Source organism: Bradyrhizobium sp. WSM1743, assembly GCF_000473065.1.
In the GTDB taxonomy this organism is placed as follows: Bacteria; Pseudomonadota; Alphaproteobacteria; order Rhizobiales; family Xanthobacteraceae; genus Bradyrhizobium.
In genome coordinates this window covers 1-19,243 of the sequence record NZ_AXAZ01000012.1, presented here as the reverse complement: position 1 = coordinate 19,243, position 19,243 = coordinate 1, and the positions used below count along the sequence as shown (strand labels likewise).

The following is a 19,243-nucleotide window of genomic DNA, read 5'->3' as shown; positions in this document are numbered from 1 at the left end:
TTCCCCGGCGCCGGTCGAATCGTCACCGGGGATCGTAAGCGTCGGGGGCGGCGGCTGGCGAGATGCAATCGCTCTGGAGCTGGCGGTGCTCCAGTGGTCGCGCTGCCTAGAGCGTGCGTTTCGCGCTTTCCGGGGCGAGCAGGATACCGATGAAGGCGCAGGCCGCGATCGCCTCGAAATAGAGGATCACAGGCGTGAAGCTGCCGCTTGATCCCATCAGGGCGGTGCCGACCAGCGGCGCGATGCCGCCGCCCAGGATGATGCCGAGCTGCTTGCCGAGGGAGGAGCCACTGACGCGAACCTCCGTCGGAAATAGCTCTGCCGTAAAGGCCGCTTCCGGCGCGAACATCAGGGCGTGGATGACGCCGATCGAGACGACGAGACCGATGATCAGCAGCGTCGGATCCTTGGTCGCGACGAGCTGGAAGTAGATCGGGTACCACGCCGCCGCCAGCAGGATGCCGAGCGCAATGAACGGGCGGCGGCCAAAGCGGTCCGAATAGGCCGCGATCAGCGGCACCATGCACATCTCCAGCACGTTGGCGACCATGGTGCCGAAAGTGACGTTGGCTTGCGCCATGCCCAGCGTCCTGACGGCATAGCCGAGCACAAAGACCGTGCTCATGTACTGGAACGTGCTGTGCACCATGTTGGCGAAGCAGCCGAACAGCACCGACTTCTTCCACGACCGCGCCACGTCGAGCAGCGGTGCCTTCGGTCGCGCGGCCGAGGCTTGCACCGCCTTGAACAGGGTCGATTCATCGACCTGGAGGCGGATATAGGTGCCGAGCACCACCAGCAGAAGGCTCAGCACGAAGGGCACGCGCCAGACCCATTGTGCAAAATCCTGCGGCGTCGAGAGAGAGCCGAGCAAAGCTATGAAGCCGGAGGCCAGGATCACCCCGATCGGACCGGACGCGTTGACAAAGGAGGCGAAGAAGCCGCGCCTCGCCGATGGCGCATTCTCCAGCGTCAGCGACACCGCATTCATGTATTCACCGCCGAAGGCAAAGCCCTGCAGGAAGCGCAAGGCGACCAGCGCGATCGGCGCCAGGAGTCCGATCGAATCATAGCTCGGCAGGCAGCCGATCAGGAAACTCGCGACGCCCATCAGAACGAAGGTGATCGTCAGCATCGCCTTGCGGCCGAGCTGGTCGCCGTAATGGCCGAACACCATACCGCCGAGCGGCCGGGCGACGAAGCCGACTGCAAAGGTCGCGTATACCGCCAGCATGCTCGCGGTCGAATCCATCTTCGGGAAGAAGAAGCGATCGAACACGATGGGAGCGGTGAAGGCGTAGATGAAGAAATCATAGTGCTCGATGACAGATCCGAGCGAGGATGCGACCACGAGCTTGCGGAATGCGGGCGTGATGGGCGCGGCTTCGGCGCGATCGGTTGCGCCGGCGATGACCTCAGCGGTGTTGCTCATGTGTTTCCCCTCTTTGGCTTTTGCTTGTGTCGTCTCAAATCAGGCGCGTCGGCCCGGCGGCGAACGAGGCAGGCCTCGCCGCCGCCGAGGTGCAGGGACGTCGGGCGGATCGCTCACGGCGCCTCGTCGATGACCGGATTGCGCAGGATGGCGAGCTTCTCGACCTCGACCTCGACGATATCGCCGGGCTTCATCCAGAGCGGCGGGGTGCGCTTGGCGCCGACGCCGCCGGGCGTGCCGCTGACGATGACGTCACCGGGCTCGAGCCGGGTGAACGTCGAGCAATATTCGATCTGGCGGGGGATATCGAAGATCATGTGCTTGATCTGTGCTTCCTGCACGACCTGCCCGTTGAGGCGTGTGGTCAGCTTAAGCTCGCCGAGCTCGCCGAGCTCATCCGGCGTCATCATCCACGGGCCAAACGCGCCGGTATCAGGAAAATTCTTGCCCGGTGTGAACTGATGGGTGTGGCGCTGGAAATCGCGGATGCTGCCGTCGTTGTAGCAGGCGTAGCCGGCAACAAAGCCCATCGCCTCGCTGCGGGGGATATATCGCCCGGCCTTGCCGATGATGACCGCGAGTTCGCCCTCGAAGTCGAGATCGGTCGAGACGCGCGGCCGGATGATGGGCTTCAGATGCCCGGTCTGACTGTTGGAATAGCGCGAGAAGATGGTGGGGTGCTCGACCTCGGGGCGGCCGGTTTCCTTTCGGTGCGTCTCGTAGTTCAGGCCGACGCACAGGATCTTGTCCGGGTTCGGAACGACCGGCAGCCAGCTGAGCTTGGCAAGCGGCGTATCGGCTGCCCTGGACTTCGCATCCGCGACACCGGCGAGCATGCCGGCGATGGCGGCCCTCAGATCGGCATAGCGGGTAGTGAGCACGGCGCCGACATCGAGGAAATTGTCGCCCTCGACGAGGCCCCAGGTCCTCCGTCCGTCGATCGCAACGGTTGCGAGTTTCATGCAGTCTTCTCCATGTTCAGATCGGGATTGAGATGGCCGTGCAGACGCGAGCCGACCTCGCGCAAGAGAGAGCCGAGCTCGCCCGCGTTGCGCGCCGTCCCGAACACGTAATGATCGGGCCTCACGACCGCGGCGGCGACGCCGTGTCGGTCGAACCAGCCGGCCAGCACGCCGTCGGTCTCCTCGAGCATGCCGGATGCGTCCGTGCCGGCAGGCGCGATTGCCGTTGGGATCAACTCCGGATGCGCGGCGCAGTGCGCGATTAGAGACGGCGCATCGCTGCGGCGACCGTCGATGAATATGCGCAAGCCGGATCCGGTGATCTTGTCGAGCAGACAAGCCTTGTCGCCGCGCAGGACCTGCGGCTGCGGAAACAGGCTTCCGCGCGCCGCACCATCCTGCCTCATCAGGAAACCCGTGCGCAGCGGCGGGATGATTTCCTGCCGCGTGATTTCGAGCGGCTTGCCGCCGCCCTCAAGGAGAATCTGCGTATCGCGGCGTCGCGCGGCCGCGGGATCGCGTTCACAGATCGACTGGCCGATCGTCTTGATCTTGCCGGTCAGTTCAATCACGTGCTGCTTGCGCTCGGCCGTGTAGCTGTCGAGCAGGGCGTCGGGCGAGATGCCCTTCAGCACGGAATCGAGCTTCCAGACGAGGTTGGTCGCATCTCGCAGGCCCTGGCACATGCCCTGGCCGATGAAGGGCGGCTGCTGATGCGCGGCATCGCCGGCGATGACGACGCGGCCGTTGCGCCAATCGGCGGCCACCAGCGCGTGGAAACGATAGGATGCCGCGCGCCACAATTCGCCGTCTTCCGGCGTGAGCCAGGGCGACAGCAGAGACCAGACGTTCTCTGGCCGTTCCATCTGCCTGGGGTCCTCGCCCGGCAGCAGCATGATCTCCCAGCGGCGATGGTTCTTGGGGCCGATCAGGAAGCTCACGGGCCGCGCCGGACTACAGAACTGCGCGGAGTTTCGCGGCAGCTTTGCGAGCGCGGCCTCATCAACCCGCACGTCGACCACCAGCCAGGGCTCGTCGAAGATCAGATCTTCGAGCGCGATCCCGGCGATCTGGCGCACCGTGCTCGAGGCGCCATCGCAGCCGAGGACGTACCGCGCCGTCACCGTGCGCAATTGTCCGCCGGCATCCTTCAGCTTCGCCTCGACACGATCCGGCCGCTGCAGGAGATCGACCAGCTCGGCGCCGAGCTCGGCCTGCACGCAGGCAAAGCTCGTGGCGTGACGACGCAGCTCCGCCTCGACCGGCGGCTGGCTGAACACCATGCTCGGCGTGTACCCGAGCGGATAGGGCTTTGCGATCATGTGGACGCGCCGGATCAACTGGCCGTCGACGCCAAAATGCTCGGAGGCGGTGAAGGGCTCGACATGGGGCGCGATCGCATCGGCCAATCCCATATTGTCGAAGTGGCGAAAGATCTCGTGATCGAGCGCGATCGCGCGTGGCTTGTCGTAGACGTCGGTGAGGCGGTCGACGACGAGCGTGCGGTGGCCGAGATGGCCGAGCAGGCCGGTCGCGACTGCGCCGGTGGGCCCGAAGCCGACGACGAGCACGTCGTAGTCCGTGGTGGTCGAGGGCGTCGTCATGCGTGGCGATCCGCGTCGAAGAGCACGGAGAGTTGCGCGTTCTTGCAGGCCTCGCTCTTGGGCGGCGCAATGCCCCATTGGTCGGTGCGTCCCGGTGGCCAGACCCATTCGGCGGGTCCTTTCGCGCGGTAGTTGTCGTCGACCTGGAGGACTTCGGCGGTGTATTCGATGACGACCCCATCCGGATCGACGAAATAGGCGAACACATTGTCGCCGGGCCCGTGCCGGCCGACTCCCCAGCCGATCGGAAAGCCGTGATTAATCATGCGGCCGGAGCCGCGCATCACCGATTCCAGATCCGGCATCAAGAAGGCGACGTGGTTGAGACCGTTGACCGGTGCTTCCGCGAGTACGACGGCGTGGTGATCGCTGTTGCAGCACAGGAATGCCATCAGTTTCGAGCGGTCGGTCAGGCGAAAGCCGAGCACCTGCTGGTAGAACGTCGAGAGCTTTTCGATGTCGGCGCTGTTGATGTTGACGTGGGCGAGCCGCTCGGGGCGGTCAGCCACAGTGCGCGCCGTCTTGGTGCGATCGCCGTGGACGAACTCCATGCAGCAGCCTTGCGGCTCGCGGATCACGAAGTGCGTGCCGCCCGACGGCGCGTACGATGCCCCGGGCGGCGTGATGATCTCGCAATCCGCCTCACATGCGCGCGCGAACAGGCGGTCGAGATCGTCACGCGAGCGCACGCGAAAAGTGACCTTGCGCAGCGCAGCCCGTTCGCCCTGCGTGAGCTCGAGAACGTGAAGATCCGCTCCGGTGGCGGCGAGATAGACCGTGCCCTCGGCTTCGGCAGCGACATCGAGGCCCCAGACCTTTGCGTAGAAGTCGGCCGAGGCGCCAAGGCGCGGCGTCGTGATCTCGACGCTGCGCAGGGCGGCCACGGGGCAATTGGACATCGGACTTCCTCGTCAGAGTTCGCGGGCCGGCCGGCGCCGATCCCCACAAGAATTGTTGGCGTTGGCGGATCGATAATCTATATAAAAATCGTCGTAAAGATAAAATTTATAAATTATGGTCTCGGGGTCGCCTGATGTACAAGAAAGCTCGATGAATCAGTGGGAACTTTCATGAGATCTGACCTGTCGAGCCAGAAGATGGAGCAGCCGGCGACCTTGGCGACGAGCATCTATGCCCGCCTTAAGGCCGACATCTTGACCACGCGCCTTGCGCCCGGACGCAAGCTCCAGTCGCGCTTCCTGATGGAGCACTACAATGTCGGGCAGACTCCGCTCCGCGAGGCGCTCAACCGTCTCACCACCGAGGAGTTCGTCGTCGGCATGGAGCAGCGCGGCTTCTACGTGAAGCCGGTCAGCAAGGATGAGCTCCGGGAATTGACCAAGACGCGCTGCTGGGTCGAAGGGCTGGCCTTGCGCGAATCCATGCAGAACGCGACCCAAGAATGGGAGGAGGCGCTTCTGGTGACGCATCACCGCCTCGACCGCACGCCGCGTTCGCTCGATCCGCAAAAGTTCGCGGACAATCCCGAGTGGGAGAAGGTGCACCGCGCGTTTCATGCGACGCTGATTGGTCTGTGCGGCTCGCGCCCGCTGCTCGGCTTCTGCGAGCAGCTTGCCGACCGGCTCTACCGCTATCGCATGATGTCGATTGCGAAGGCCTACCCGGTCCGGAAGATCGGGACGGAGCATGCACAGATCCTCCAGGCCGTGCTCGACCGGAAGACCGACGATGCCGTCGCGCTCCTGCAGCAGCACTATCAGCGTACGGCGGATGTGATCGATTCGGATCTCGAGACGGTGCTGCCGAAGTCCGACACGTCTTACGCCGCGCGATAGTCTGGCGCCGTCGCCAGGAACTTCGCATAGGCATCCGCGTCCGGAGGCAGGAAGTGGCCTTTGAGCCCGCCGCGCTTCTGATTCTTCGCGCCGATGTCGGCCATCAGCTCGTCGAAATGGCGATAGTGATAGGGCGCGACGCACAGGCCGCCATAGACGCCCGCGGCCGGCCGCTCGACGCGCTTGAAGTGCAGCATCATCTCGATGTTGTCGCGCATCGCCTGGGCCGTCGGCTGGTTGGCGAGCTGGCCGTCGGCATAGCGCACCAGCCAGTTGGCGGCGAGATCGGCGCAGAGCACGGTGCAGAACGACGAGTTGAAGCCGACGAAGCCGAGCTCCGGCAGATCAGGGTTGGCGATCAGGCGATAGAGCCGGTACTGCCCGTCCGCGTCGACCAGTTTCTGCCGATAAACCTCAGGCAGGAACGGCACGCCGAGCTTGTAGCCGATCGCGAGCACGGCGACATCGGCACCGACGCGCTCGCCGCCGCTCATCACGATGTTGTCGCCTTCATAATGGTCGAACGTGCCGAACACCGCCTTGATGCGGCCGTCGGCCACCATCGGATAGAAGCCGGGTGTCGCGATCGGCACCGAGCAGTTGACGCCGTCCTCGATCCGCTCCGTCGGCACCATCTTGCACTGCTTGAGCTTGAGCTGCGCCTTGAGCAAGCTTTCCAGCCCGCGCCAATTGGCCCAGACCAGCGGCGCGGCAATGCGATGTGCCAGCCTTGCCATCGCGCTGGCGCCCCAGCCCGGAAACATCTCCTCCTGCGCGCGGATGTAGAGGATGCGTTTGAAGTTGACGAGGCCGCCGATGAAATAGGGGATGCGCCAGACCGGCTCGCGCATGACGATCGTCACCTCGCGCGCGCCTGACTTCACCGCATTCACGGCGATGTCGGTTGCGGACTTCGAGCCGCCGAGCACGACGACGCGGCGTCCCTTCGCCAGCGCCGGGTCGCCGTATTTCGACGAGTGCAGGATCTGGCCGCCCTGCGCCAGAAAGCCGTCCTCGCCGGGGCAATGCAGCTCGCGCGGCTCGTTGAACTGTCCGGTACAGACCGCGACGAAATCGAAGTCTTCGTTCGTTGTGCCATCCTTGCTCGTCAAGGCGAGGATCCAGCCCGGTCTGCCGTCGGCGCGCCGCGCGATGCCGGCGACTTCGGTGTTGAGGCGCAGCATATGATCCAGGCCAAAACTCTTGGCGTAGTCGGCGAGATAGGCGTGGACCTGCGGCCCGGTCGGCCATTCCGGATAGATGTCCGGCATGGCGCGGTCGGTGTAGCGGTAGAGCTCCTTCGGGCTCTGCGTCTGCACCTCAGGATAGGAGCGCGCCGGCTCCCAGACGCCGCCGAGATCGCCGCTGCGCTCGACGATGGTGACGCGGTGGCCGCGGCTGGAGAACGCTTTTGCGGCGGCAAGACCGGAGACGCCGGCGCCGATCACGCAGACATGTTTTGGGCTGACCATGGGGTTGCTCGATGTGTTTGGCGCGCGAGCGGCCGCGTTCGGCCGCAAGGCGCGGCCGGCCGGGCTGCAAGCAGGTGCAAGCGGAGGAGGCGGGTCGCCTAGTCATTGGCCTCGGGCGGCAGGAAGTCGACCTCATGCAGCGCCGAGATGCGCACGACTTCGGCAGGGTCGGTCAGATTGTGCAGCTGGTTGAACAGCGCCTCCAGCTTCTGCATCGGCGAGACCCAGAACAGCGCCCGGCACGGCTTGTCGGACTTGTTGAAATAGCCGTGCGGAATGCCGCGCGGCATGCGCACGAGGTCGCCCGCATGAGCCTTGACCCATTGGCCGTCCAGCTTGAGGTCGAGCGTGCCTTCCTGCACCAGGATGAACTCGTCCTGGGTCGGATGGATGTGCACCGGCACGAACTGCCCGGGATCGCTGTTGGTTTCGAACGCGAAGGTGGAATCAGTGACGGCCTTGGGGAAATAGACCTGGCCAAGGATGTTCCAGCTCTTGCCGCCATAGCCCGTGCCGTTTGCAGTAATGCCCTTTTCGAGTGCAGTCATGGCTTGCTCCTCATGGATTCCGGCGGGGACGGAGCTTCGGCCAGCTATAGGCCGGCTGTCTATCCGCTAAACGAATCCGGATGCGCCTATGGCCATGCAGCACGACGATTTTGCGGGCGCGACCCTTTTCGCGTCAGGGGAACTATTATAGGCTTAAAGCAATTCCGCGACGCGAAGCGTGGTCGATGACGTCCGCAGCCGTGCTGGAAATGAGCGCAAGGGCGCCCGCAGCCGAGCGGCTTGCGGCCTTCGCCCGCGTCACCACTGACGATGTCGACGAAGCCGCCGAGCAGATCGGCCGCATCTTCTGCCCGCACGATCTCGAGCCGACACAGCCACGCGCGGCCGGCTTCTCCGCCCGGCACAATTGCGCGGCGTTCGACGGCTTCTCCATCAACTACGTCGCCTATGGCGGATCGGTCAGTATCGATCCCGGCTGCCTCGAGCGCTTCTTCCTGGTGCAAGTCCCGCTTGCGGGCACCGCTCGCATTCGTGCCGGCGTCAGCGAGCTCGATGCCGCGCCGGACCGGACGGCGTCGCTGCTGTCGCCGACGATTCCGACCCGGATGATGTGGAGCGATTGTGCGCAGGCGATCCTGCTGCTCGACCGCCGCATGGTCGAGCAGCGCGCCGCGGCGCTGTCGGGCAGGGCGGCAGGCAGGGTCGAGTTCGATCCGGTGATCGACCTGGACGCGCCCTCCGGGCGGGCCTTGCAGACCAGCCTTGCCGAGCTGATGACGCTCGCCGAGCGTGTCGGTCCCTCCGGCAGGCTGTCGCCAGTCGCGGTGGCCGATTGGCGCGAGGCGCTGCTCGATCATCTCCTCAACCGGCAGCGGCATGGCCTGTCGGACGCGATTCAAACGTTCTCAGGGCAGGCCGAGCGCCTGCCGCGCGCGCTCCGCGTCGCGCGCGACCATCTGGCGGACAATGCCGGCGAGCCGCTCGATCTCGCGCAGCTCGCCTGCGTGTCCGGCATCGGCATCCGCGCGCTCCAGCTCGGCTTCCGCCGTCACTTCGGCCTATCCATCTCGGAGATGCTGCTCGACATGCGCCTTGCTGGCCTGCACGCGCGCCTCGCGCACGCCGCCCGCGATGCCTCCATCACCGACATCGCCTTCGATCTCGGCTTCACCCATCTCGGCCGCATGGCCGGCGCGTACCGCGAAAAATTCGGCGAGACGCCGTCAGCCACGCTGCGGCGGCGGATGAGCTAGTCAATCGGCTATGCCTGCTTTTGCGAGGACGTCTCGCCCTGGTTTTCGCGCAGCGTCGTCACCCAGATTGCGCGCGCCACCTGCTGGGTCGGGTTGTCGAACATGTGCGGCACGATGCTCGGAAAACGAAAGCTGTCGCCGGCTTCCAGCAGGTGGGCCTGGTTGTCCAGCCACAGCCGCAGGCTGCCCGAGAGGATGTAACCCGCCTTCTCGCCGGTGTGCTGCAGGAAGTCGGTGCCGGAGGAGGCGCCGGGGTTGAGCGTGAGCTCGTAGAGCTCGAGCTGGCCTTTGCCTTCCGGGGTCAGCGCTTCCTTGACGACGCCGCTGGCGGTGAGCCGCAGCAGCCGCCGGTTGTTCTTGCGAACGATGTAGCGTTGCCCGTCGACGGGATCGCTGCTCTCGAAGAAATAGGAGATGGGAACGTCGAGCGCGATGCTGAGCAGGCGCAGCGTGCGGACCGACGGCATCGCGCGGGCGCGTTCGAGCTGGCTGATCATGCCGGTGGAGAGGCCGGTCTTGTTGGCGACGTCCTGGATCGAGAGGCCGGCGCGCTGCCGCAGCAGCCGCACGGTTTCACCCAGGCGCTGGTCGCCCGCATCGTCAGCCTCGATCGTCGAGGCGTCCTTCGGACTGTTCGTTTCGCCGCGACCATCCATGTCGCTCTCCCATGCATCATCTCAGCCTCGGACCGCATCGGTCCCATGGCTTCAGTCGGAGTGAAAAGGTCGCGCATACTAGCAATGCGATTGACAGCTGTATTTAGTCATGATGAAATTTTGACTGAAAAATTTAGAAGCACTAAAGCCCACTCCTGTCCCTTTGCCGGGGTCTCGGGGGCGCGGGAGACGGTGCCGCGTGCGGAAACGGAGAGTGGGTCATGGCAGACGACACCGGCAAGCACGGCGTTGGGGCACTGCATCTCGGCATTCCGAATCGCCGTCAATTCTTCCAGCTCGGCGCCGGCGCCGCAGCGGGATGGACGTTTTCAGGTAATGCCTTCGCCCAGACCGAACGCCCGACCACTCCCCCGGACAAGCCGCGCGGCCAGGTGATCGCGGCGCTGTCGCAGGAGCCGACCGTCTTCCATCCGCTGATGCCAGGTATCGAGGTCGATCAGGGCATCTGGTGGCAGGTGTTCTCGCCGCTCTGGTACATCGATCCCGACGGGAATTTCGTTCCCGACCTCGCTCGCGAAGTCCCGACCCTCGAGAACGGCGGCCTGTCGGCCGACGGGTTGACCTGGAAGATCAAGCTCCGCAGCGACGTGAAGTGGCACGACGGCACGCCGTTCACGGCAGAGGATGTCAAATTCTCCATCGAGCTGATCAACAATCCCGGTTTCCGCGCGCGCAGCCGGGTCGGCCATAGCCTCGTCAAGGACATCACCGTCGTGGCGCCCGACGAGATCCATTGGCGGATGGAAGCGCCCTATTCGCCCTATATGTCGATCCTGGCGTCGTTCACCTTCATCGTGCCCAAGCACATCCTGGAGAAGGTGTCCGATCCGAACGCCTCACCGTTCCACAATGCGCCTGTCGGGACCGGCCCGTTTCGCTGGGGCGAGCGCGTGCCCGGCGACCATATCCAGTTGAACGCCCACACCGGTTATCATGGCAAGGGGCCGTACGTCGAACGCGTGGTCTTCAAATACATCCCTGATCTCACCGTGCTCTACACCCAATTCCGCACCGGTCAGGTCGACTACACCGGCCTGCAAGGCATCCTGCCGAACTTCGTGCAGGAGGCAAAGACGCTGAAGGGCCGCAAGATCTTCGTCTCCTCGACGTCCTCGGTAGAGCATATCGCGCCGAACCTGGATTTTGGCCCTTTCACCGATCGTGCTGTGCGCGAGGCGCTCTATCTCGGCATCAACAAGCAGGCGATCATCGACGCGCTCTATTACGGTCTGCCGACGCCGACCGAGAGCTTCGTGCCGCAGCAGGCCTGGTCGTTCCAGCAGGGGCTGCCGCAGCACAAATACGATCCGGCCAAGGCCAACGCGCTGCTCGACGCCGCGGGCTGGGTTCGCGGCTCCAGCGGCATTCGCGAGAAGGTCGGCGTCAAGCTCGAGTTCGCCAACTCGACGACGGCGGGCAGTGCCGTGCGCGAACAGTGCCAGCAGCTCCTGATCCAGGACTGGCGGGCCATTGGCGCGGCGATGCGCGTCAACAACATGCCGGCGGCCGTGATCTGGGGCGACTTCTGGCAGCAATCGAAGTTCAATTCGGTGATCGTCGGCGTGAACTTCATGCTGGGCAGCGACCCCGACGTGACGCCGCGCTTCGGCTCGGGCGCCATTCCCGCCAAGGGCGGCCGCGGCTACAACACTTATCAATATCAGAGTGCCGAGGCCGACCGGCTGCTGGCCCAAGGCGCCAAGCAATTCGACCTGGCGCAGCGCAAGGCGACCTATGGCGAGCTGCAAAAGCTGATCCGCAACGACCTCGCCATCCTGCCGCTGTTTCAGAGCTTCATCGCCGAAGGCATCAAGGAGGGGCTGCAAGGCTTCCGTCCCAACATCAACATGTCGATCAACAGCTGGAACATGCGCGAATGGTATTGGGCGTGACACGTCCAACACGCTGGATCGCCTGAGATGGCCCGTTACGTCGTCAACCGCCTGGCGCAGGCGATCATGCTGCTGGTGATCGTCTCGGGAATCGGGTTTGCCATCCTGCACATGGCGCCCGGCGGTCCGCTGTCGCAATTCGCGGCCTCGGCGCAGATGACGCAGGAGGATCTCGATCGCGTCACCAAACAGCTCGGGCTCGATCGGCCGCTGCCGATCCAATATCTCGACTGGTTCGGCCGGATGCTCAAAGGCGACTGGGGCCGCTCCTATCGCGACGGCGAGGCGGTGCTGTCGGTGATCTCGTCGCATCTCGGCGCCACGCTGGAGCTGATGGCGACGGCGACGATCATCGCGGTGCTGCTCGGCTGCTGGATTGGCATCCTCGGCGCGCTGCGCCGCTATTCGCTGTTCGATATGCTTGCCACCGTCGGCGGCATGATCGCGTTGTCGATCCCGACCTTCTGGTTCGGCCTCGTCACCATCTACGTGTTCTCCGTGAAGCTCGGCTGGCTGCCGGCCGGCAACCGGCAGACAGTCGGCGACGGCTCCTTCCTCGACCTGCTGCATCACCTGATTGCGCCGGCCATGGTGCTGGCGCTGGTCGAGACCGCGATGTGGGGCCGCTTCATGCGCTCCTCGATGCTCGAGGTGATCAACCAGGACTACATCCGCACCGCGCGGGCCAAGGGCATGCCGGAATGGCGCATCCTCACCGTGCACGCACTGCGCAACGCGCTGCTGCCGATGATCACGGTCGCGGGCCTGCAGTTTCCGACGCTGCTCGGCGGCGCGCTGGTGGCGGAGACCGTGTTCACCTGGCCGGGCATGGGCCGGCTGTTCCTCGATTCCATCGGCTATCGCGACTATCCCGTGGTCATGGGCATCCTGATGTTCTCGGCGACGATGGTGCTGATCGGCTCGCTGCTTGCCGACATCTTTTATGCGGTCGTCGATCCGCGCATTCGGGTGGGCTAGGCGATGGCGACCGCAGCCCTGTCCACCGTCCAGCTTGCCCCCGGCCAGGCCGCGTGGCGGCGCTTCCGCCGCCACCGGCTGGCGCTCGCGGGCGCCGTGATCATTCTGGTGCTCGTGCTCGGCTCGGCCTTCGGTCCCTATCTGCTGCCGTTCGACGACACCTATATCGACATCATGAAGCGGTTTGCGCCGCCGCTGTCGGGCGCGCATATCCTCGGCACCGACGAGCTCGGCCGCGATGTGCTGGCGCGGTTGATGATGGGCGGGCGCGTCTCGCTCTCGATCGGCATCGTCGCAATGGTGATCGCGATGGCCGTCGGAATTGCCGTCGGCGCCTTTGCCGGCTTCTATGGCGGCGTGGTCGGTGCGGTCCTGATGCGACTGGTCGATGCCGTCTTGTGCTTTCCGACCATCTTCCTCCTGCTCGCGCTCGCGGCGCTCACCGAGCCCGGCCTCGTCACCACCACCGTGCTGATCGCGGCGACGGCGTGGATGGCCGTCGCCCGCGTCGTCGAGGCCCAGGTGCGGTCGTTGCGCGAACGTGAGTTCGCGGTGGCCGCGCTCGCCTTCGGCTCGTCGAACTTACGGATCATGTTCCGCGAGCTCGTGCCCAATGCGATCGCGCCGATCGTGGTCGCCGCGACGCTGAACGTCGCGAAAGCGATCCTGCTCGAATCCTATGTCAGCTATCTCGGCTACGGCATCCAGCCGCCGGCCGCGAGCTGGGGCAACATGCTCAACAACGCGCAGATCTATCTCACCAGCGCGCCCTGGCTCGCAATCGCGCCGGGCCTCGCCATCACGCTCGCGGTGACCAGCTTCAACTTCCTCGGTGACGGCCTGCGCGACGCGCTCGATCCGCGAATGAACATCCCGTGACGAGCAAGACTCGATCGAACTGAACTCCAGGAGTGCCCCATGTCCCCGCCGCTCAACCGTATCAACAGCGATGAACGCCTGCCGGCGCAGGTGGACGTCGTCGTCATCGGCGGCGGCGTGATCGGCGTCTCGGCGGCCTATCACCTGGCGAAGAAGGGGCACTCCGTCGCGCTGGTCGAGAAGGGCCATGTCGGCGGCGAGCAGTCGAGCCGCAATTGGGGCTGGTGCCGCCAGCAGGGGCGCGCCCGCGAGGAGATTCCGCTCGCCCGCGAGGCGCTGCGGCTGTGGGAGGACATGCAGAACGATGCCGGTGTCGATGCCGGCTTCCGCCGCACCGGCGTCCTCTTCCTCACCAAGAGCAAGGACGAGCTTGCCGGCTGGGAGCGCTGGGCCGCGATCGCGCGCGAGCAGCAGGTGCACTCCACCGTCCTGACGCCGGCGGAAGTTGCCGAGCGCATGCCTGATAATACCGACAAATGGGTCGGCGGCCTGCATACGCCGAGCGATGGCCGTGCCGAACCGTCGATGGCGGTGCCAGCGCTTGCCACCGCCGCGCGCAAGCACGGCGTCACCATCCATCAAGGCTGCGCCGCGCGCGGACTGGAGACGCAGGGCGGGCGCGTCAGCGCCGTCGTCACTGAGAAGGGCACTATCCGCACCCAATCCGTGCTGCTCGCGGGCGGCGCATGGTCGTCGCTGTTCTGCCGCCGCCACGGCATCGAGCTGCCGATCGGCCTCGTCAATGCCACCGCCTGCCGCACCACGCCGGGACCGGAGATCACCTCCGGCGCGCTCGGCACCGATTTCTACTGCATCCGCCGCCGCCTCGACGGCGGCTTCACGCTGGCGCTGCGCAACCGCGGCACCGTGGAGCTGTCGCCGGACCTGTTCCGTTACGCGCGCACCTTCTGGCCGACCTATCAACACCGCAAGAACGGCTTGAAGCTGTCGTTCGGCAAGTCGTTCTTCGATCAGCTCATGCGCGGCACCAGCTGGAGTTTTGACAAGCCGTCTCCTTTCGAGGCCGAGCGTGTGCGCGATCCCGCGCCCGACATGTCGCTGGTCAATGCGGCGCTCGCGTCGCTGATCCAGTCGAATCCGGAATTGAAGGACATTAAGATCGCGGAAGCCTGGGGCGGGACCATCGACTGCACGCCCGACACGATTCCGGTGATCTCGCCGGTCGATGCCTTGCCGGGCTTCTTCCTCGCCACCGGCTTCTCCGGCCATGGCTTCGGTATCGGCCCCGCGGCCGGCAAGCTCGCCGCCGATATTGTGACCGGCGCGACGCCGCTGGTCGATCCCGCCGCCTACAGCCACAAGCGCATGATCGACGGCCGCCGGCTCGCGCCGGTCAGCCCGTTCTGAGGACGGCATGACGGTTCTCTACAAGGCCAACATGGTGCGCGGCGCAGAGTGGGCGAGCATCTTCGCGCAGCGCGCGCCCGACATGCCGTTCCGGCTCTGGCCCGACATCGGCAATCCCGCCGACGTCCGCCATCTGGTGGCATGGGTGCCGCCGGATGACATCGCGACGACCTTTCCCAATCTCGAGCTGGTCTTCTCGGTTGGCGCTGGCGTCGATCAGTTCGATACCACGAAAGTTCCGGCACACATTCCGCTGGTCCGCATGCTGGAGCCCGGCATCGCTGAGACCATGGTCGAGTACGTCACCATGGCCGTGCTCGGCTTGCATCGCGATCTCCTCGACTTCATCAGCCAGCAGAAGCAGCAGGTCTGGCGCGAGATCCGGATCACGCCGGCCAAGCGCCGGCGCGTCGGCGTGATGGGGCTCGGTCAGCTCGGCCAGGCCGTGCTCGAACGGCTCAAGCCGTTCGGCTTTCCGCTATCGGGGTGGAATCGCTCGCCGCGCGAGATCGAAGGCGTCACCTGTTACGCGGGCGCTGACGCATTGCCGGACTTTCTGGCGCAGAGCGATATTCTCGTTTGCCTGCTGCCGTTGACCGACGAGACCCGCGGCATCCTGAATGCGGACCTCTTCGCCCGCCTGCCGCGCGGTGCCTGTCTCGTCAATGTCGGGCGCGGCCCGCATCTCGTCGAGGCCGATTTCCTCGCGGCTCTCGACAGCGGCGCGCTATCAGGCGCAGTGCTCGACGTCACCGATCCCGAACCGCTGCCGGCGGGCCATCCATTCTGGAGCCATCCGCGCATCCTGCTGACGCCGCACAATGCCAGCATGACGACGCCCGATGCGGCGGTCGATTTCGTGCTCGACGTCATCGCCCGTCACCGCCGCGGCGAGGAGCTGCCGGGGCGTGTCGACCGCAGCCGTGGTTACTGAGGTCGCGATGGTGATGATGACATCGGTGCAGCCACGGACTCGCTTAACCTCTCCCGCTTGCGGGAGAGGTCGCGCCGAAGGCGCGGGTGAGGGCTCTCTCCTCTTGGGGGTTCTCGCTTGCGGAGACACCCTCTCCCCAACCCTCCCCCGCAAGCGGGGGAGGGGGCGCACCGTCTCCGCGGCAGGGGGCTTCGCATGAGCATCGACGCGAGCAGAGCTAACCAGGTGATCGCACAAGCGCAGTCCCCCGTACTCTCGGTCGCCGGCCTCACCACCTCCTTCATGCTCGAGCGGCGATGGATTCCGGTGGTGCGCAACGTATCCTTCGACGTCGCGCCACGCGAGACCGTGGCGATCGTCGGCGAGTCCGGTTCGGGCAAGAGCGTCACCGCGCTGTCGATCATGCGGCTCATCCCGAAGGAGATCGGCCGCATCGAGGGCCGCGTCATGCTGGCCGGCGGCGATCTGCTCGCGCTGCCCGAAGCGAGCATGAAGGACATCCGCGGCAATGACGTGGCCATGATCTTCCAGGAACCGATGACGAGCCTCAATCCGGTGCTCACCATCGGCTTCCAGATCGCGGAGGCGCTGATCCAGCATCGCGGCCTGTCGCGCGCGGCGGCGGAGGCCGAAACCGTCCGGCTGCTCGATCGCGTCCGCATCCCCGCGGCGACATCGCGCTTCCACGAGCATCCGCATCGCTTTTCCGGTGGCATGCGCCAGCGCGTGATGATCGCGATGGCGCTGGCCTGCAAGCCGAAGCTCTTGATCGCGGACGAACCGACCACCGCGCTCGACGTCACCATCCAGGCGCAGATCCTGGAGCTGCTGAAGGAGCTTCAGCAGGAGGAGGGGATGTCGATCCTCTTCATCACCCATGACATGGGCGTCGTCGCCGAGATCGCAGACCGCACCGTGGTGATGTATGGCGGGCAGGCGGTGGAGCTTGACGCGACCGCGCGCATCTTCGCCGCGCCCTCGCATCCCTATACGCGCGCGCTGCTCGCGGCCGTGCCGCGTCTCGGCTCGATGGACGGACGCGCGCGGCCGATGCGCTTTCCGATCGTCGACAAGGTGACGGGTACTTCGGACGAGCCGGGGGAGACGCCCGACACCGTCTCGACGGCCGAGCGGCCGTTGCTGGAAGTCTCAGGCCTCACCACACGTTTCCCGATCCGCTCGGGCCTGTTCGGCAAGGTTTCGGGCCGCGTCCATGCGGTCGAGAACGTCTCCTTCACCTTGCGCGCCGGAGAGACGCTGGCGCTGGTCGGCGAATCCGGCTGCGGCAAGTCGACGACGGGCCGCTCCATCCTGAAATTGACGGAGCCGGATAGCGGCAGGGTCCTGATCGACGGCCAGGATGTGCTGGCCATGAACGGCCGGGCCTTACGCGACTTCCGCAAGCACATGCAGATCGTGTTTCAGGATCCGTTCGCGAGCCTCAATCCGCGCATGTCGGTGGGAACTGCGATTGCGGCGCCACTGCTCGCGAATGGCCTCGCCACTGCGGCGCAGGCCCGCGACAAGGTCGCCGACCTTCTCGTCCGCGTCGGCCTCTCCGCCGACATGGCCGCGCGCTTCCCGCACGAATTCTCCGGCGGTCAGCGCCAGCGCATCTGCATCGCCCGCGCGCTCGCGCTCGGGCCGAAGCTGATCGTCGCGGACGAAGCGGTCTCCGCGCTCGATGTCTCGGTCAAGGCGCAGGTCGTCAACCTGATGCTCGACCTTCAGGCCAGCATGGGCCTCGCCTATCTGTTCATCTCTCACGACATCGCGGTGGTCGAGCGCATGAGCCACCGCGTCGCCGTGATGTATCTCGGCGAGATCGTCGAGATCGGTCCGCGTGCCGCCGTGTTCGGCAATCCGCAGCATCCCTATACGAAGAAGCTGATGGCCGCCGTGCCGGTGCCCGATCCGTCGCGCCGCGGCACGCGCCGCGAGGCCTCGAACGATGAGATCAGAAGCCCCGTGCGCGCACCGGATTATCAGCCGCTCGTGCAGCAATATCGCGAAGTGTCGCCCGGCCACGTCGTCCAGGTCTGGGGCGAGGAATGGTCGGCCTGATACTGCGAGCTTCACGAAGCCAAGTGCGGATCTCTGATCTCGGCGAGACGCGGACAGCTCGCTGACCAACCGCGCGTTGCAGCTCGAGCGCGTTCGCCGTCGGGTCATCGCGACGATGCAGACGCGTCCTCCGGAAATTGTGACTGAATGGAGCGATAGGGAAGAGCAGTGTGTGAACCGCTTCATACTCAATCGCTCTCTTTTTGAATTATCACTCCGGCAAGAAATTGCCGCACCCGCACCATTTGGCATACACGGGTGAGATGCAATGCCTGCGCAGCCGCATGCTCGCAGCTTTGGATTGGCTCCGTCTTGCTCGCGAGCAAGCCAGTCCCATCACTCAGCAAAGATTTTCAGAAATTGGAATGAAAGGGCGTCGCGCAACTCACGCAGCTTCTGTTCGGGGTCGGCCGGTAGGCTGCTACTTACTCAGAAGGAGCCCCCTATGAAGATAAGCAGCGCAATTTCCAGCGCCTTCTCTTTAATCAGGCGCGTCAGCAATCTTCGGATCGCCCGTTCCAGTCTGATCAAATCGGCCCATCTTCTTGAAAGAATCGGGCTGGCAGCCGTTGGGGCCTCTTGCGGCCTCTACGTTGGTGCGACCCTGTTACGACAGAAAGGCGGACTGTTTGAAAGCGGCTGGATCGTGCTGATAACGATGATCTACGGAGCTCTTGGCTATTATGTCGGAATTGATTTGTCCGGCAATGTCGCAGGCAGGCCGACATCGAGCATCTCGGAAGAATGGAACGGTTCCGAGCCGGTCGAGATCATGAGTGCGGCCGGAACCTTCGGTGCGTCAATTGCCGCAACTCTGTCCGTCAGCATCCTTGTCCTTGACCAAAACCTGCCGAACGGCCTGATAGGTTTTGTTGCCGGCTCCTGGGTGGTTGGTTCTTCGCTGCAAGTTGCGGCGGGCACAATGGCTCGCAGCCATGAAGCGCCGGTCAGTGAGCAATGAAGGAACTGCTGTCGCGGAAAACATCCGCTTGTCACCGTATGTGAGCGCAAGCCGCAGCATCGACAATGACGACTCATCGCAACCTCAGCCATCCCGTGCTACGTGCCAACGATGTTGAGCAGCGAAGTCGGCCGCGTCGAGCGGTGTCGTTGCTTGAAAGCGGTATCAGCAACCTAGAGCGTTTCACATTTTGACGGAAGCATAACCGGCGTTGGCGAAGTAGTTGGCGCATTCGCGAGGCTGGATGTCCTGGATGAGGTGACCGATGTGGCGCCAAGTGTCCTCGATGGTGCGCTTCTGAGCTTGCCGCATCCAGTGTTTGATCTTGGAGAATGCCTGTTCGATCGGGTTGAGGTCGGGCGAGTATGGCGGCAGGTACCACAGCCTGGCGCCAGCAGCCTGGATCATTTGCCTGACAGTTTTCGACTTGTGGCTTCCAAGATTATCGAGAATGACGATGTC

At 64.9% G+C, this 19,243-nt stretch carries 17 protein-coding genes; 9 read left to right on the top strand and 8 right to left on the bottom strand.

Features of this window, described 5'->3' with window-relative positions; genetic code table 11:
* Positions 1–106: 106 nt before the first annotated feature.
* From YU9_RS0109920 to YU9_RS0109905, 4 genes are all read right to left on the bottom strand, one after another.
* Entirely contained in the window at positions 107–1,432 is a 1,326-nt protein-coding gene (locus YU9_RS0109920; protein ID WP_036017212.1) for an MFS transporter, read from the bottom strand.
* Between the two features lie 113 nt (positions 1,433–1,545).
* Entirely contained in the window at positions 1,546–2,394 is an 849-nt protein-coding gene (locus YU9_RS0109915) for a fumarylacetoacetate hydrolase family protein (protein WP_027572676.1), read from the bottom strand.
* Positions 2,391–3,998 (bottom strand): bifunctional 3-(3-hydroxy-phenyl)propionate/3-hydroxycinnamic acid hydroxylase, encoded by a 1,608-nt coding sequence (locus YU9_RS0109910; RefSeq protein WP_027572675.1) that lies wholly within the window; start codon positions 3,996–3,998, stop codon positions 2,391–2,393. Before YU9_RS0109910 ends, YU9_RS0109915 begins: the two co-directional genes overlap by 4 nt.
* Positions 3,995–4,897 (bottom strand): VOC family protein, encoded by a 903-nt coding sequence (locus YU9_RS0109905; protein ID WP_027572674.1) that lies wholly within the window; start codon positions 4,895–4,897, stop codon positions 3,995–3,997. The genes YU9_RS0109910 and YU9_RS0109905 overlap by 4 nt, the downstream gene beginning before the upstream one ends.
* A gap of 171 nt (positions 4,898–5,068) precedes the next feature.
* Here YU9_RS0109905 and YU9_RS0109900 point away from each other — a divergent pair, with 171 nt between their 5' ends.
* Positions 5,069–5,794, top strand: a complete 726-nt coding sequence (locus YU9_RS0109900) for a GntR family transcriptional regulator (RefSeq protein ID WP_027572673.1) — start codon at positions 5,069–5,071, stop codon at positions 5,792–5,794.
* On the opposite strand, the gene YU9_RS0109895 is transcribed toward YU9_RS0109900, so the two are convergent.
* Positions 5,779–7,266, bottom strand: coding sequence for an NAD(P)/FAD-dependent oxidoreductase (locus YU9_RS0109895; protein WP_027572672.1), 1,488 nt, complete (start codon positions 7,264–7,266; stop codon positions 5,779–5,781). The two genes, YU9_RS0109900 and YU9_RS0109895, sit on opposite strands and share 16 nt — an antisense overlap.
* Positions 7,267–7,364: 98 nt before the next feature.
* The gene (locus YU9_RS0109890; protein WP_024339447.1) at positions 7,365–7,814 is read right to left on the bottom strand and encodes a cupin domain-containing protein; all 450 of its coding nucleotides are present in this window, start codon (positions 7,812–7,814) and stop codon (positions 7,365–7,367) included.
* 185 nt (positions 7,815–7,999) lie between these two features.
* Between YU9_RS0109890 and YU9_RS0109885 the strand changes: the two genes are divergently transcribed.
* The gene (locus tag YU9_RS0109885) at positions 8,000–9,028 is read left to right on the top strand and encodes an AraC family transcriptional regulator (protein ID WP_027572671.1); all 1,029 of its coding nucleotides are present in this window, start codon (positions 8,000–8,002) and stop codon (positions 9,026–9,028) included.
* Positions 9,029–9,036: 8 nt separating this feature from the next.
* Here YU9_RS0109885 and YU9_RS0109880 read toward each other — a convergent pair whose 3' ends face one another.
* Positions 9,037–9,684 (bottom strand): helix-turn-helix domain-containing protein, encoded by a 648-nt coding sequence (locus YU9_RS0109880; protein WP_027572670.1) that lies wholly within the window; start codon positions 9,682–9,684, stop codon positions 9,037–9,039.
* 221 nt (positions 9,685–9,905) lie between these two features.
* On the opposite strand from YU9_RS0109880, the gene YU9_RS0109875 reads away from it, so the two are divergent.
* The 7 genes from YU9_RS0109875 (at position 9,906) to YU9_RS0109845 (ending at position 18,781) form a co-directional block, all read left to right on the top strand.
* Positions 9,906–11,597, top strand: coding sequence for a peptide ABC transporter substrate-binding protein (locus YU9_RS0109875; RefSeq protein ID WP_027572669.1), 1,692 nt, complete (start codon positions 9,906–9,908; stop codon positions 11,595–11,597).
* 27 nt (positions 11,598–11,624) lie between these two features.
* A complete protein-coding gene (locus tag YU9_RS0109870) occupies positions 11,625–12,575 on the top strand; it encodes an ABC transporter permease (protein WP_027572668.1) in 951 nt (316 codons plus the stop codon).
* A gap of 3 nt (positions 12,576–12,578) precedes the next feature.
* Positions 12,579–13,454 (top strand): ABC transporter permease, encoded by an 876-nt coding sequence (locus tag YU9_RS0109865; protein ID WP_027572667.1) that lies wholly within the window; start codon positions 12,579–12,581, stop codon positions 13,452–13,454.
* Positions 13,455–13,493: 39 nt separating this feature from the next.
* Positions 13,494–14,822 carry an FAD-binding oxidoreductase gene (locus YU9_RS0109860; protein WP_027572666.1) on the top strand — a complete coding sequence of 443 codons (1,329 nt, stop codon included), beginning with the start codon at positions 13,494–13,496 and terminating at the stop codon, positions 14,820–14,822.
* Between the two features lie 7 nt (positions 14,823–14,829).
* Positions 14,830–15,756: a glyoxylate/hydroxypyruvate reductase A gene (locus YU9_RS0109855; protein ID WP_027572665.1), complete on the top strand. Its 927-nt coding sequence runs from the start codon at positions 14,830–14,832 to the stop codon at positions 15,754–15,756.
* Positions 15,757–15,951: 195 nt separating this feature from the next.
* Positions 15,952–17,820, top strand: a complete 1,869-nt coding sequence (locus YU9_RS0109850; RefSeq protein WP_027572664.1) for an ABC transporter ATP-binding protein — start codon at positions 15,952–15,954, stop codon at positions 17,818–17,820.
* Positions 17,821–18,265: 445 nt separating this feature from the next.
* Positions 18,266–18,781 (top strand): hypothetical protein, encoded by a 516-nt coding sequence (locus tag YU9_RS0109845; RefSeq protein ID WP_027572663.1) that lies wholly within the window; start codon positions 18,266–18,268, stop codon positions 18,779–18,781.
* Positions 18,782–18,964: 183 nt separating this feature from the next.
* Here YU9_RS0109845 and YU9_RS0109840 read toward each other — a convergent pair.
* On the bottom strand, positions 18,965–19,243 hold a 279-nt coding region (locus YU9_RS0109840), incomplete at its 5' end, for an IS630 family transposase (protein ID WP_027572662.1).

Coding starts and splice junctions, on each gene's coding strand:
- YU9_RS0109920 (WP_036017212.1), bottom strand. CDS start 1,432: ATGAGCAACACCGCTGAGGTCATCGCCGGCGCAACCGATCGCGCCGAA.
- YU9_RS0109915 (WP_027572676.1), bottom strand. CDS start 2,394: ATGAAACTCGCAACCGTTGCGATCGACGGACGGAGGACCTGGGGCCTC.
- YU9_RS0109910 (WP_027572675.1), bottom strand. CDS start 3,998: ATGACGACGCCCTCGACCACCACGGACTACGACGTGCTCGTCGTCGGC.
- YU9_RS0109905 (WP_027572674.1), bottom strand. CDS start 4,897: ATGTCCAATTGCCCCGTGGCCGCCCTGCGCAGCGTCGAGATCACGACG.
- YU9_RS0109900 (WP_027572673.1), top strand. CDS start 5,069: ATGAGATCTGACCTGTCGAGCCAGAAGATGGAGCAGCCGGCGACCTTG.
- YU9_RS0109895 (WP_027572672.1), bottom strand. CDS start 7,266: ATGGTCAGCCCAAAACATGTCTGCGTGATCGGCGCCGGCGTCTCCGGT.
- YU9_RS0109890 (WP_024339447.1), bottom strand. CDS start 7,814: ATGACTGCACTCGAAAAGGGCATTACTGCAAACGGCACGGGCTATGGC.
- YU9_RS0109885 (WP_027572671.1), top strand. CDS start 8,000: ATGACGTCCGCAGCCGTGCTGGAAATGAGCGCAAGGGCGCCCGCAGCC.
- YU9_RS0109880 (WP_027572670.1), bottom strand. CDS start 9,684: ATGGATGGTCGCGGCGAAACGAACAGTCCGAAGGACGCCTCGACGATC.
- YU9_RS0109875 (WP_027572669.1), top strand. CDS start 9,906: ATGGCAGACGACACCGGCAAGCACGGCGTTGGGGCACTGCATCTCGGC.
- YU9_RS0109870 (WP_027572668.1), top strand. CDS start 11,625: ATGGCCCGTTACGTCGTCAACCGCCTGGCGCAGGCGATCATGCTGCTG.
- YU9_RS0109865 (WP_027572667.1), top strand. CDS start 12,579: ATGGCGACCGCAGCCCTGTCCACCGTCCAGCTTGCCCCCGGCCAGGCC.
- YU9_RS0109860 (WP_027572666.1), top strand. CDS start 13,494: ATGTCCCCGCCGCTCAACCGTATCAACAGCGATGAACGCCTGCCGGCG.
- YU9_RS0109855 (WP_027572665.1), top strand. CDS start 14,830: ATGACGGTTCTCTACAAGGCCAACATGGTGCGCGGCGCAGAGTGGGCG.
- YU9_RS0109850 (WP_027572664.1), top strand. CDS start 15,952: ATGAGCATCGACGCGAGCAGAGCTAACCAGGTGATCGCACAAGCGCAG.
- YU9_RS0109845 (WP_027572663.1), top strand. CDS start 18,266: ATGAAGATAAGCAGCGCAATTTCCAGCGCCTTCTCTTTAATCAGGCGC.